The sequence below is a fragment of the Lentzea sp. CA-135723 genome, assembly GCF_050936595.1.
Lineage (GTDB): Bacteria > Actinomycetota > Actinomycetes > Mycobacteriales > Pseudonocardiaceae > Lentzea.
Map to the genome: position 1 here is coordinate 291772 of NZ_JBNJMK010000002.1, position 12529 is coordinate 304300.

Genomic DNA, 12529 nt, shown 5'->3' on the forward strand with positions numbered 1-12529 from the left:
ATCATCATGGTCGACCGCGTTCGGCGGCTCACAGCGCCAGGTGGCCCGTTCAGGTAGCCAGGTGGCCGTGTTTGTTGGCCGCTGCTTCGCAGACGGCGGCGAGTTCACCGGGCGCGAACTCGCTGTTGAGTGAGTTTGCACGAACGTGCATAATCATGCGTATGACAGTGAGGATCGCGGTCGCGGGCGCCAGCGGGTACGCGGGTGGCGAGCTGCTCCGCCTGCTACTGGGCCACCCGGACATCGAGATCGGCGCGCTGACGGCCAACAGCAGCGCCGGCGACAAGCTGCTCAAGCACCAGCCGCACCTCCTGCCGCTCGCCGACCGAGAACTACAAGACACCACAGTCGAGACCCTGAAGGGCCACGACGTGGTGTTCCTCGCACTACCCCACGGTCACTCAGCAGCACTCGCCGAGCAACTCGGCGACGACACGGTCGTGATCGACTGCGGCGCCGACCACCGGCTGACCAGCGCGGACGACTGGACGCGGTGGTACGGCGGGGAGCACGCGGGCACCTGGCCGTACGGGTTGCCCGAGCTTCCCAACGGGCGGGACGCGCTCGTCGGCGCCCGCCGCGTCGCCGTGCCCGGCTGCTACCCGACCGTTTCCTCCTTGGCGCTCGCACCGGCCGTGGACCTCATCGAGGACGAGGTCGTCGTCGTCGCGGTGTCAGGTACCAGTGGCGCCGGCAAGTCGCTGAAGACCAACCTGCTCGGGTCCGAGGTGATGGGGTCCGCCAGCGCGTACGGCGTCGGCGGCGCACACCGGCACACGCCAGAGATCACCCAGAACCTGAGCGCCGCCGCGGGCCGTCCGATCAGGGTCAGCTTCACGCCGGTGCTCGCACCGATGTCCCGGGGCATCCTCGCGACCTGCACGGCCACGCTCAGGGACCCCTCCGCAAACGTTCGCGCGGCCTACGAGAAGGCGTACGCGGACGAGCCGTTCGTGCACCTGCTGCCGGAAGGGCTCTGGCCGACGACGAACGCCGTGCTGGGGTCGAACGCCGTGCAGCTGCAAGTCACCGTCGACGCCGACCTCGGCAGGCTCGTGGTCGTGGCCGCCGTCGACAACCTGGCCAAGGGCACCGCCGGTGCCGCTGTCCAGTGCATGAACCTCGCTCTCGGACTGCCGGAAACGACCGGCCTCTCGACCGTTGGAGTCGCTCCGTGAACCGCAACAAGGGCGTCACCGGACCCCAGGGCTTCCGCGCGGCCGGCATCGCCGCCGGGATCAAGGAATCCGGTGCACTCGATCTGACGCTCGTCGTGAACGACGGGCCGTCCGACTCCGCCGCGGGGGTCTTCACCACGAACAAGGTGAAGGCCGCGCCGGTGTTGTGGTCGCAGCAGGTGATCCAGTCGCGCCGACTGCGCGCGGTCGTGCTCAACTCCGGTGGCGCCAACGCGTGCACCGGTCCCGAGGGCTTCCAGGACACGCACGCCACCGCGGAGAAGGTCGCCGACGTGCTCGGCACCGGCGCGGTCGACGTCGCGGTCTGCTCCACCGGCCTGATCGGCGAGCGCCTGCCGATGGACAAGATCCTCACCGGCGTCGAGAACGTCGCCAAGGCGCTCGACTCGACCGTCGAGGCGGGCCTGAACGCGGCCACCGGCGTGATGACCACGGACAGCCGTCCCAAGCAGTCGTGGAAGGCCTCCGAGCAGGGCTGGTCGGTCGGCGGGTTCGTGAAGGGCGCGGGCATGCTCGCCCCGAACATGGCCACGATGCTGTCGGTGATCACGACCGACGCCAAGATCTCCGGTGAGTCGCTGGACAAGGCGTTGCGGCAGGCCGTGTCGCGCACGTTCGACCGGCTCGACGTCGACGGCGGCACGTCCACCAACGACACCGTGCTGGTGCTCGCCTCGGGTGCCTCCGCGGTCGAGCCGTCGTTCGACGACTTCGTGGCGTTGCTGACCGAGGTCGCGGGTGACCTGGTCAAACAGCTCCAGGGCGACGCCGAGGGCGTGACGAAGGAGGTCAGCATCACCGTCCGGCAGGCCGCCACCGAGGCCGAGGCCGTCCACATCGGACGGACCGTCGCCGAGGACAACCTGGTGAAGACGGCGCTCTTCGGCAGCGACCCCAACTGGGGCCGGATCGCGATGGCCCTGGGCCGCGCGGACGCCGAGATCGACCCGGACGTCCTGCAGATCATCATCAACGGCGTCTCGTTGTACCGCAACGGAACCCGCGACCGCGACCGTTCGGAAGCCGACCTCTCCGGCCGTGACATCGAGATCGTCATCGACCTCAACGTCGGCGAGGCCGAAGCCACCGTGCTCACCACGGACCTGTCCCACGACTACGTCGAAGAGAACAGCGCGTACTCCTCATGAACGCACAAGAGAAGGCAGCCGTCCTCGTCGAGGCGCTGCCGTGGCTGGAACGGTTCCGGGGCGCGCTCGTCGTCGTCAAGTACGGCGGCAACGCCATGGTCGACGACGAGCTGAAGAAGGCGTTCGCCGAGGACATGGTGTTCCTGCGGCTGTGCGGCCTGCGCCCGGTCGTCGTGCACGGCGGCGGCCCGCAGATCAAGTCGATGCTCGACAAGCTCGGCATCCACAGCGAGTTCCGCGGCGGCCTGCGCGTCACCACGCCCGAGGCCATGGACGTCGTGCGGATGGTCCTGGTCGGGCAGGTCGGGCGTGAGCTCGTCGGCCTGATCAACCAGCACGGCCCGTACGCCGTCGGCATCTCCGGCGAGGACGCGCACCTGTTCACCGCGACCCGCCGCGGCGCGATCGTGGACGGCGAGGAGGTCGACATCGGTCTCGTCGGCGACATCACCGAGGTCAACCCGGACGCGGTGCTCGACATCGTGCGTGCGGGCCGTATCCCGGTCGTGTCGTCGGTGGCGCCAGATGTGCACGGCGTGCCGCACAACGTGAACGCGGACACGGCGGCGGGTGCACTGGCCGTGGCGTTGGGCGCGGAGAAGCTCGTCGTGCTCACGGACGTCGAGGGCCTGTACTCGAACTGGCCCGACAGGTCGTCGCTGGTGGACCAGATCCGCGTCTCCGAGCTGGAGAAGATCCTGCCGGACCTGGAGAGCGGCATGGTGCCGAAGATGGAGGCCTGCCTGCGCGCGGTGCGCGGCGGTGTCCCGCAGGCGCACGTGATCGACGGCCGGCTGGCCCACAGCGTTCTGCTCGAAGTCTTCACCAGCGAAGGTGTCGGCACCATGGTTTTGGGGGACAACAAATGACCACTCGCTGGCAACAGTCCATGATGGACAACTACGGCACGCCGGCGTTGCAGCTCGAACGCGGTGAGGGCGCGCACGTCTGGGACGCCGACGGCAACCGGTACGTGGACCTGCTGACCGGTCTCGCCGTCAACGCGCTGGGGCACGCGCACCCGGCGATCGTCGAGGCGGTCTCCACGCAGATCGCGAAGCTCGGCCACACCGGCAACCTGTACGTCAACGAGCCCGCGCTGAAGCTCGCCGAACGGCTGCTGGACCTCGCGGGCGAGCCCGGCAAGGTGTTCTTCTGCAACTCCGGCGCCGAGGCCAACGAGGCCGCGCTCAAGATGGCGCGCCTCACCGGCCGCACCAAGATCATCTCCACGCTCGGCGGGTTCCACGGCCGCACGATGGGCGCGTTGACGCTCACCGGCCAGCAGCCGAAGCGCGCGCCGTTCGAGCCGCTGGTCCCCGGCGTCGAGCACGTGCCGTTCGGTGACGTGGCGGCGTTGGAGGCGGCGGTCGACGACGACACCGCGGCGTTCATCGTCGAGCCGATCCAGGGCGAGCAGGGCGTCATGGTGCCGCCCGCCGGGTACCTGCAGGAGGCCCGCCGGATCACCTCCGAGCACGGCGCGCTGTTCATCCTCGACGAGGTGCAGACGGGCATCGGCCGGCTCGGCACGTGGTTCGCGTTCCAGCAGGCCGGGATCGTGCCGGACGTCATGACGCTCGCCAAGGGCATCGGCGGCGGACTGCCGCTGGGCGCCACCATCGGGTTCGGCGCGGCGGCCGACCTGTTCAAGCCCGGCCACCACGGCACCACCTACGGCGGCAACCCGGTGTGCTGCGCGGCGGGTCTCGCCGTGATCGACACCATCGCCTCGGAAGGCCTGCTGGAGCACGTCTCGTCCGTCGGCAAGGAGATCGCCACCGGCGTCGAGGCGTTGCACCACCCCGCGATCGCCGGGGTCAGGGGAGCCGGCCTGCTGCTCGGCATCATGCTGCGCGAGGCGGTCTCGGCGAAGGCCGCGGCGGCCGCGCAGAAGGCCGGCTACCTGATCAACCCGATCCAGCCGGACGTGCTGCGGCTCGCCCCGCCGCTCGTGCTGGAAGCCTCCGACGCGCAGGCCTTCGTCGCCGCGCTCCCCACTTTCATCGAGGAGACGCAGTGACGCTTCGGCACTTCCTTCGCGACGACGACCTGACCACCGAGGAGCAGGCGGCCGTCCTCGACCTGGCCGACGTCTACAAGTCGGACCGGTTCACCGCGAAGCCGCTGGCGGGCCCCAAGTCCGTCGCCGTGATCTTCGAGAAGAACTCGACGCGCACGCGCCTCTCGTTCGAGGTCGGCATCGCGCAGCTCGGCGGCAACCCGGTGATCATCGACGGCCGGTCGATGCAGCTGGGCCGCGAGGAGACGATCGAGGACACCTCGCGCATCCTGTCCGGGTACGTGGACGCGGTGGTGTGGCGGACGTTCGCCCAGGCCCGCATGGAGGCCATGGCGTCCGTGTCGCGCATTCCCGTGGTCAACGCGCTGACGGACGAGTTCCACCCGTGCCAGGTGCTCGCGGACCTGCAGACGATCCGCCGCCGTTACGGCAAGCTGGCCGGTCTGACGCTCACGTACCTGGGCGACGGCGCCAACAACATGGCGCACTCACTGCTGCTGGGCGGTGCCACGGCCGGTATGCACGTCCGCATCGGCGCGCCCGCCGGTTTCGTGCCGAACCCGCAGATCCTGGAGGACGCCAAGAAGCGCGCCGCCGAGACCGGCGGCTCGGTGGCGTTGATCAGCGACCCGCAGGCGTCGGTCGACGGCGCGGACGTGCTGGTCACCGACACCTGGACGTCGATGGGACAGGAGAACGACGGCAAGGACCGCGTCGGCCCGTTCCGCCCGTACCAGGTGAACGCCGCGTTGCTGGGGGCGACGGGCAAGCCGGACTCGACGGTGCTGCACTGCCTGCCCGCGCACCGCGGCTGGGAGATCACCGACGAGGTGCTCGACGGCCCGCAGTCGCTCGTGTGGCAGGAAGCGGAGAACAGGCTGCACGCGCAGAAGGCGCTTCTCGTGTGGTTGCTGGAGCAGTCGTCATGACCCGCACCGCCCGTCAGGGTCGCATCGTCGAGATGGTGTCGCATCAGGCCGTGCGCAGCCAGTCCGAGCTCGCGAAGCTGCTGGCGGCGGAAGGCATCGAGGTCACACAGGCCACGTTGTCGCGCGACCTGGACGAGCTCGGCGCGGTCAAGCTGCGCGGCCCTGACGGCGGTGCGCCGGTCTACGTGATCCCCGAGGACGGCAGCCCGGTGCGCGGTGTCCAGGGCGGCACCACGCGCCTGGTCAGGGTGCTGGGCGAGCTGCTGGTGTCCACGGACCACTCCGGCAACCTCGCGGTGCTGCGCACTCCACCGGGTGCCGCGCAGTTCCTCGCCTCGGCGCTGGACCGCGCCGCATTGCACGAGGTAGTCGGCACGATAGCGGGCGATGACACCATCCTCGTCGTGGCCCGCGAACCGATGACCGGCGCCGAGCTCGCCGAGCGGATCACCGCGCTCGCGGCGGGCGACGTCGATGAATGAGCCCGTGCACGCCGTGGTGGCGTTCGACGAGGGCGTGGTCGTGGCGGTGGACGGGGAGACCATGTCCGTCGCCGAGGCGGTGCGCGAGCTGAACTTCCGCGCCGGTGTGGTCAGGTCCAGCCTGGGCTCGGTCGCGTTGCGCGTCGCACGGATGGCATTGCCGTCGGGCTGCGGGGAGGTCGACGTCGCGCTGCACGAGGGGCGCGTCGTCGGGCTCGTGGCCCGTTCGGAAGAATCTCTTTACGACTTCGCTAGCTGAAAGTTGCGTGTGATGAGTTCTTTGTGGGGTGGCAGGTTCGAGTCGGGACCGGCCGAGGCGATGGCGCGGTTGTCGCTGTCGACGCACTTCGACTGGCGGCTCGCGCCGTACGACATCGCGGGCTCGCGCGCACACGCCCGTGTGCTGCACGCGGCCGATCTGCTGACCGACGACGAGCTCGCGGGCATGCAGAAGGCGCTGGACGAGCTGCTCGCCGACGTCGAGTCCGGTGCGTTCACCCCGGTGCTGGAGGACGAGGACGTCCACACGGCGCTGGAGCGGGGCCTGATCGACCGCGCCGGCACCGAGCTCGGCGGCAAGCTGCGCGCGGGCCGTTCGCGCAACGACCAGGTGGCGACGCTGTTCCGGATGTGGCTGCGCGACGCGGCCCGCCGGGTCGCCGCCGGTGTGCTGGACGTCGTGGACGCTTTGGCCGCCCAGTCCGAGACGCACTTCGGCGCCGTGATGCCGGGCCGCACGCACCTGCAGTCCGCACAGCCCGTGCTGCTCTCCCACCACCTCCTGGCGCACGCGCACTCGCTGCTGCGTGACGTCGACCGCCTGCACGACTGGGACAAGCGCGCCGCGTTCTCCCCGTACGGCTCGGGCGCGCTGGCCGGGTCGTCGCTGGGTCTCGACCCGGCGAAGGTGGCCGCTGACCTGGGCTTCTACGCGCCGGTCGAGAACTCGATCGACGGCACCGCCTCCCGCGACTTCGCCGCCGAGATCGCGTTCGTGCTGGCCATGGTCAGCGTGAACCTCTCGCGGATCGCCGAGGAGATCATCATCTGGACCACCGCCGAGTTCCGCTTCGCGGTGCTCGACGACGCGTGGTCGACCGGCAGCTCGATCATGCCGCAGAAGAAGAACCCGGACGTCGCGGAGCTCGCCCGCGGCAAGTCCGGCCGCCTGATCGGCAACCTGGCCGGCCTGCTGGCGACGTTGAAGGCCCAGCCGCTGGCCTACAACCGCGACCTGCAGGAGGACAAGGAACCGCTGTTCGACTCGGTCGCGCAGCTGGAGCTCCTGCTCCCGGCGTTCGCGGGCATGGTGGCGACGCTTCGGTTCGACGTGGACCGCATGGCGTCGCTGGCCCCGGCCGGCTTCACCCTGGCCACCGACATCGCGGAATGGCTGGTGCGCCAGGGAGTTCCGTTCCGCGTGGCCCACGAGGCCGCCGGCGCGTGCGTCCGCGCGGCCGAGTCCCGCGGCGTCGGCCTGGAGGACCTGACCGACGAGGAGTTCCTCGCGATCTCGCCCTCCTTGACGCCCGAGGTCCGTTCGGTCCTGACCGTCGAGGGCTCCATCGCCTCCCGCGACGCCCACGGCGGCACCGCTCCCGCACGCGTCCGCGAGCAGCTGGACGCTCTGGTGGGGAAGGCCGCTGCCGCACGTGAGTTCTAGGCAGCTGACCAGGGAGGAGCTGGCCATCGACCCGGTCGATGCGTCCCGGCTCCTCCTCGGTTCGCACCTGGAGGCGGGCGGCGTGCGCGTGCGCATCGTCGAGGTGGAGGCGTACCGGGGCGGCGACGACCCGGCGTCGCACTGCTACCGCGGCAAGACCCCGCGCAACGAGGTCATGTTCGGCCCGGCCGGGTTCCTGTACGTCTACTTCGTCTACGGCATGCACTTCTGCGCCAACGTCGTGACGCTGACCGACGGCGTACCGGGTGCGGTGCTGCTGCGCGCGGGGGAAGTCGTTGAAGGTGAGGACATCGCCTTCTCTCGTAGGCCTGCATCACGTTCCGCGGCCGAACTGGCGAAGGGACCCGCACGGTTGTGCAAGGTCCTCGGGCTGGACCGCTCGCAGAACGGCCTCGAGCTGACGTCCCCTTCTTCGCCCGTGCGTCTGTACGCAGCAGATGAACCGGCCACGGTCGTGCGTTCCGGACCGCGCGTTGGCGTTGCCGTGGCGATGGACGTGCCGTGGCGGTTCTGGATCGACTCGCCTGCCGTCTCGACCTACAAACGCGGCGGAAAACGGCGCGCTTAGGATCTGCCCCTCGAACGATCTTGGGGGACCAGATGAAGGACGCGCTCGCCGCTGTCGCACGGGAACTGCTGTCGTCTGTCGAATCCGACTTCGAGGAGCTGACGCTCAGAGCGTCGCTCAGCGGAGGCGGGGGAGGCCACCGGATCGACGCCCGGCCGGACGACGTGCTCCTGGGCCACTCCGGTTACGAGCAGAAGCTGTACCCGATCGGCCTGACCCGACCGGTCGTGCTGGAGCTGCGGATCTTCCAGGACGGCACCTTCGAGGCCGTCGTCACCGAGGACGTCGGGCAGCGCACCGGCCACCTCCCGCCGATCTACACCGTGCTGCGGACCAGGCCCGAGCTCCCCGAGCCGTCGCCCGTGTCGACGCTGGCCGACGTAGAGGCCGTGATCGGCGCACCGCTGCCGCCGGAGGTGCACGAGCTGTACGCGAGCGGTGTGCAGATCGATGACGAAATCGACCTGTACCCGCCAGACGACATCATCAGCGCGTGGCGCCTCTACCGCTCGATGGTGGAGAACGATCCGGAGTTCTGGGGCGAGACGTTGCTCTACGTGGGCCCTCCCGGAGCCGTGCGGACCGTGCAGTTCCATCCGCTGTGGGTGCCCATCGCGTCCAACGAGTGGGGCGACAACCTGTGCGTCGACCTCGCCCCCGGCCCGAACGGCCGGATCGGCCAGATCATCCAGCTGGCCGGCGAGGCACCGCTGACCTACCTGGCGGAGTCCGCGACGGCCTGGGCGCAGTCACCAGACGGTCCTGGTCACGGCAAGCTCGAAGCGAGCTGGAAGGTCCCTGACCTCGGGCCCGACGGGGTGGCCGCGCTGGCCACGACCCTGCAGAAGCTGGTCCTGCACGATCCCGGTGACCTCGACTTCGGCCTGCTCGCCCGCCTCACCTCCCTGCGCGAACTCTGGATCAGGGGCGGCGGCTCCGTGCGCCTGGAGGACCTCGCACACCTGCCGCTGGAAAGCCTTCACGTGATGGCCGACGAGATCGAGCTGCCGAAGTGCGAGACCCTGCGCTCTCTCACGGTCAGCGGTGCGCGCGTTGAGCTGCCCACGTACCCGAACCTGCGCGTGCTCGACGTTTCCGGTGCGGAGGTGGACGTCGAATCGCTGCCACCCGTCGACCACCTCACGTTGAACGTCGAACAGTGGCAGCGTTGTTCTCTTACGCCTGCCGCAGCGACTCTCACCGGTGAGTCGTCATTGCTCCGTGCGCTCGCATGGGCTCGTGAGCGTGGCGCGGAACGGCCCTACGAGGTGATCAGCGGGGCAGTCGTTCCAGCGCGGCCTTGAACTCCAGCTCCAGCGCCGGTTCCACCTCGAACACCAGCGGCACGGTCATGTCGATGACCTCGCCGGCCGTCAGCCGTTCGACCAACGTGTCCGCCACCTCACGGAGGTCGCGCGCCACCTTGTGCATCGCTTCCAGCTGACGGTCGGCGAACCGCGCCTGTACGCGCGCTGCTGTCCGTGCGTTGGCATCGGCGTAGCTCGTGCCGTGGATTCCCCGTGCCCACTCAAGGATCTCCTCGAACGTCCGCACGAACAGCTCGCCGAGGTGCACGATGCGGTCGGCGTCGCCCGGCTCGCCCGACCGGCCGAACGCGGCCTCCTGCGTCGCGGGCGTGAACACCGAGTCGACGGCGACCGCGATGATCTCGCTCAGCAGCACGTTGCGGTCGCGGATCAGCTCGATGCCGCTGCCGTGCTCGACCGTGCCGTTGCGCGGCGAGTAGCGCAGGAAGTGCTCGCGGTACTTCTGCTGCAACGCTTCAAGCCCTTGCGCCACAACGGTTGCGTAGAGCAGGTACTCCCAGCCGCGCGGCTTCTCGCGAACGAGCGCGGCCACGGACTTCGGCGTGATCGGGGTCGTGGGCGTGAACTCGGCGCGGTGCTGCGCGAGCTTCTGGACGACGGCGTCCGCGATCGTTGTCGCGTCGTGCACTCGCACGTCCAGATAGGCGACGTGTGGGGAAAGGCCGGGCACCGCGGTGTCGTCGATGCGGATCGGCAGCACGTATTCCGTGTGCAGCTCCAGCGCGCGCCCTAGCGCCGTGCGTCGTGCCAGGCGTGACCACTTGCCCACGTAGTGACGCGAGGTGAAGAGCAGCACGTACCTCGCACGACTGCTGAAGGCCTCCGAGAAGTACTCCACCAGGTCAAGGCCCCACATCTCGGCCTCGCGCTCCCTGCTGTGGAAGACCTCGACCTCGGAGCCCTTCAGCAGTTCGACGATCGGGAGGACCAGGTGCTGGTCCTCCTCGGCGTACGACAGGGCGACGTCGAACTCGTACTCGGCCACCCCTTGATTCTCTTAGGGGCGCACCGTCCTGCGGTACCAGGCACGCCGGTGACCCGACGGCAGTGCAACGCGCGTGATGAGGTTCGTCAGCAACGCACCGATGACCAACCACAAGAGAGCGGCGAGGCCTTCGTTCAGAAGCGTCGCCACGGAGGCGTTGTCCGGCGTGAACAGACCGTCCAGGCCCAGGGTGATGCCGTCCGCCCAGCCCGCGACGAACTGGAAGAACCCGTTGCCGGCGTTGGCACCGGCGATGACGAGGAAGATGTGCACCAACAGCACGATGGCGAACGTCCAGCAGATGATGTCGATGATCGCGCAGACGGTCCGCACCGTCCGCACCCTGCGGTAGTCGTCGTCGCGCTGGACGATCTCTTCGACCACCGGCTCGTTGACACGAGGCATGTGTGGTTCGTTCACACGCGGCAGGCGCTCGGTGGGCCGCCGTAACTCCGCATCACGTGGATCCGTCATGTCCACGTGCGTACCCGTGAGCACACCGGGTCGAAACCTGTTGGACCAGGTAGGCGACAATGAGGGGCGTGAGCGAGCACATCCTTGACGAACTTGCCTGGCGCGGCCTGATCGCGACGTCCACCGACCTCGACGCACTGCGGAAGGACCTGGACGCCGGCCCGCTCACCCTCTATTGCGGGTTCGACCCGACGGCGAAGTCGCTGCACGCGGGCAACATGGTCCCGTTGCTCATGCTGCGCCGCTTCCAGCGCGCCGGGCACCGGCCGATCGTGATGGCCGGCGGCGCGACGGGCATGATCGGCGACCCGCGCGACACGGGTGAGCGCACGCTCAACTCGCTCGACACCGTCGCCGAGTGGGCCGAGCGCATCCGCGGCCAGCTGGAGCGGTTCGTCGACTTCGACGACTCGCCCACCGGCGCCATCGTCGAGAACAACCTCAACTGGACCGGCCAGGTCAGCGCGCTGGAGTTCCTGCGCGACGTCGGCAAGCACTTCTCGATCAACGTCATGCTGTCGCGGGAGACGGTGAAGCGCCGCCTCGAAGGCGACGGCATGTCGTACACCGAGTTCAGCTACCTGCTCCTGCAGTCCAACGACTACCTGGAGCTCAACCGCAAGTACGGCACCGCGCTGCAGGTCGGCGGCTCGGACCAGTGGGGCAACATCGTCGGCGGCGTCGACCTGATCCGCCGGGTCGAGGGCAGGCACGTGCACGCCCTGACCGCACCGCTGGTCACCGACGCCGAGGGCCGCAAGTTCGGCAAGTCCACCGGCGGCGGCAGCGTGTGGCTCGACCCGGAGATGACCTCGCCGTACGCCTGGTACCAGTACTTCGTGAACGTCGACGACGTCACGGTGCTCAACTACCTGCGGCTGTTCACGTTCCTCACGCGTGAGGAACTGGACGAGCTCGAGAAGCAGACCGCGGAGGCGCCGCACCAGCGGGCCGCGCAGAAGCGTCTCGCGCAGGAGTTCACCGACCTGGTCCACGGGGAACGCGCGACGCAGCAGGTCGTGCTCGCGTCGTCGGCGCTGTTCGGCCGCGGTGAGCTGCGGGACCTCGACGAGCCGGTGCTCCAGGCCGCGCTGGCCGAGGCGCCCAAGGGGGAGGTCCGGCTGGCGGACGAGCCCACGATCGTCGACCTGCTGATCGCGTCAGGCCTGGCCGAGAGCCGGGGCGCCGCGCGGCGGACGGTCAACGAGGGCGGCGCCTACGTGAACAACGCGAAGGTGACCGACGAGGAGTGGAAGCCGGCGTCTTCGGACCTGCTGCACGGCAGGTGGCTGGTGCTCCGTCGCGGCAAGAGGAACAACGCGAGCGTCCACGTGGTGCTCTGACCTGCACGTTCGGGTCTCTGAAGGCCGTCGGTCCGGTGTCGGACCGACGGCCTTCGATCTTTCTTGGTGTGATCGCGGTCACAGTGTGCGCGGGTTTGGGGTGGGATAGCGTGGTCGGAGGGTCCTGTACGGGGCTGCTGACCTGCGGTTTTCGGATCGCGGGTAGCCGGGTTGCCCCCGATTTGACCCTCAGTTGGCGTGCGTGTAACTTTCTCCATGTCAGCGAGGAACGGGCCGGGAACACCGGAACGGAGCGCGACGCAGGTCACGAACCAAGCTTCCACTGAGTGTGGTAGAGTGGGTGACCGCGAAACGATGAAGACCCAGCCGGTAGCTCGTCTGAGCTCAGAGGCCAAGGGCGTCGGA

At 69.2% G+C, this 12529-nt stretch carries 13 protein-coding genes; 11 read left to right on the top strand and 2 right to left on the bottom strand.

From position 1 onward, the window contains the following. Positions 1 to 161: 161 nt before the first annotated feature. The 10 genes from argC to ACQEU1_RS37375 are packed head-to-tail and all read left to right on the top strand — an operon-like array spanning position 162 to position 9337. Positions 162 to 1178 (top strand): N-acetyl-gamma-glutamyl-phosphate reductase, encoded by a 1017-nt coding sequence (gene argC, locus ACQEU1_RS37330; protein WP_433212843.1) that lies wholly within the window; start codon positions 162 to 164, stop codon positions 1176 to 1178. Beyond that, positions 1175 to 2347, top strand: coding sequence for a bifunctional glutamate N-acetyltransferase/amino-acid acetyltransferase ArgJ (gene argJ / locus ACQEU1_RS37335; protein ID WP_433212846.1), 1173 nt, complete (start codon positions 1175 to 1177; stop codon positions 2345 to 2347). The genes argC and argJ overlap by 4 nt, the downstream gene beginning before the upstream one ends. Next, positions 2344 to 3216, top strand: coding sequence for an acetylglutamate kinase (gene argB, locus ACQEU1_RS37340; protein ID WP_433212849.1), 873 nt, complete (start codon positions 2344 to 2346; stop codon positions 3214 to 3216). The genes argJ and argB overlap by 4 nt, the downstream gene beginning before the upstream one ends. Beyond that, complete coding sequence (locus ACQEU1_RS37345; protein WP_433212852.1) at positions 3213 to 4370, top strand: acetylornithine transaminase; 1158 nt, start codon at positions 3213 to 3215, stop codon at positions 4368 to 4370. The genes argB and ACQEU1_RS37345 overlap by 4 nt, the downstream gene beginning before the upstream one ends. Then, positions 4367 to 5299 (top strand): ornithine carbamoyltransferase, encoded by a 933-nt coding sequence (argF, locus tag ACQEU1_RS37350; RefSeq protein ID WP_433212855.1) that lies wholly within the window; start codon positions 4367 to 4369, stop codon positions 5297 to 5299. The genes ACQEU1_RS37345 and argF overlap by 4 nt, the downstream gene beginning before the upstream one ends. Then, on the top strand, positions 5296 to 5781 hold the full coding sequence (locus ACQEU1_RS37355; protein WP_433212858.1) for an arginine repressor: 486 nt from the start codon (positions 5296 to 5298) through the stop codon (positions 5779 to 5781). Before argF ends, ACQEU1_RS37355 begins: the two co-directional genes overlap by 4 nt. Further along, positions 5774 to 6040, top strand: coding sequence for an argininosuccinate synthase (locus ACQEU1_RS37360; protein WP_433212861.1), 267 nt, complete (start codon positions 5774 to 5776; stop codon positions 6038 to 6040). Before ACQEU1_RS37355 ends, ACQEU1_RS37360 begins: the two co-directional genes overlap by 8 nt. 12 nt (positions 6041 to 6052) lie before the next feature. Further along, positions 6053 to 7444: an argininosuccinate lyase gene (gene argH / locus ACQEU1_RS37365; protein ID WP_433212864.1), complete on the top strand. Its 1392-nt coding sequence runs from the start codon at positions 6053 to 6055 to the stop codon at positions 7442 to 7444. Continuing rightward, positions 7434 to 8033, top strand: coding sequence for a DNA-3-methyladenine glycosylase (locus ACQEU1_RS37370; protein ID WP_433212867.1), 600 nt, complete (start codon positions 7434 to 7436; stop codon positions 8031 to 8033). The genes argH and ACQEU1_RS37370 overlap by 11 nt, the downstream gene beginning before the upstream one ends. A 32-nt stretch (positions 8034 to 8065) precedes the next feature. Next, positions 8066 to 9337, top strand: coding sequence for an SMI1/KNR4 family protein (locus tag ACQEU1_RS37375; protein WP_433212870.1), 1272 nt, complete (start codon positions 8066 to 8068; stop codon positions 9335 to 9337). Here the strand turns inward: ACQEU1_RS37375 and ACQEU1_RS37380 are convergent. Together ACQEU1_RS37380 and ACQEU1_RS37385 are read right to left on the bottom strand one after the other, a co-directional pair. After that, positions 9306 to 10346, bottom strand: a complete 1041-nt coding sequence (locus ACQEU1_RS37380; RefSeq protein ID WP_433212873.1) for a TIR domain-containing protein — start codon at positions 10344 to 10346, stop codon at positions 9306 to 9308. The genes ACQEU1_RS37375 and ACQEU1_RS37380 overlap by 32 nt on opposite strands. A gap of 12 nt (positions 10347 to 10358) precedes the next feature. After that, on the bottom strand, positions 10359 to 10751 hold the full coding sequence (locus ACQEU1_RS37385) for a hypothetical protein (protein WP_433212876.1): 393 nt from the start codon (positions 10749 to 10751) through the stop codon (positions 10359 to 10361). A gap of 137 nt (positions 10752 to 10888) precedes the next feature. Between ACQEU1_RS37385 and tyrS the strand changes: the two genes are divergently transcribed. Next, the gene (gene tyrS / locus ACQEU1_RS37390; protein ID WP_433212879.1) at positions 10889 to 12163 is read left to right on the top strand and encodes a tyrosine--tRNA ligase; all 1275 of its coding nucleotides are present in this window, start codon (positions 10889 to 10891) and stop codon (positions 12161 to 12163) included. The last annotated feature ends 366 nt before the right edge of the window (positions 12164 to 12529 follow it).

What these genes read in the sequence shown, in the direction of transcription:
- argC (WP_433212843.1), top strand. Translation starts at nt 162, where the DNA reads ATGACAGTGAGGATCGCGGTCGCGGGCGCCAGCGGGTACGCGGGTGGC.
- argB (WP_433212849.1), top strand. Translation starts at nt 2,344, where the DNA reads ATGAACGCACAAGAGAAGGCAGCCGTCCTCGTCGAGGCGCTGCCGTGG.
- ACQEU1_RS37345 (WP_433212852.1), top strand. Translation starts at nt 3,213, where the DNA reads ATGACCACTCGCTGGCAACAGTCCATGATGGACAACTACGGCACGCCG.
- ACQEU1_RS37355 (WP_433212858.1), top strand. Translation starts at nt 5,296, where the DNA reads ATGACCCGCACCGCCCGTCAGGGTCGCATCGTCGAGATGGTGTCGCAT.
- ACQEU1_RS37360 (WP_433212861.1), top strand. Translation starts at nt 5,774, where the DNA reads ATGAATGAGCCCGTGCACGCCGTGGTGGCGTTCGACGAGGGCGTGGTC.
- argH (WP_433212864.1), top strand. Translation starts at nt 6,053, where the DNA reads ATGAGTTCTTTGTGGGGTGGCAGGTTCGAGTCGGGACCGGCCGAGGCG.
- ACQEU1_RS37375 (WP_433212870.1), top strand. Translation starts at nt 8,066, where the DNA reads ATGAAGGACGCGCTCGCCGCTGTCGCACGGGAACTGCTGTCGTCTGTC.
- ACQEU1_RS37385 (WP_433212876.1), bottom strand. Translation starts at nt 10,751, where the DNA reads ATGCCTCGTGTCAACGAGCCGGTGGTCGAAGAGATCGTCCAGCGCGAC.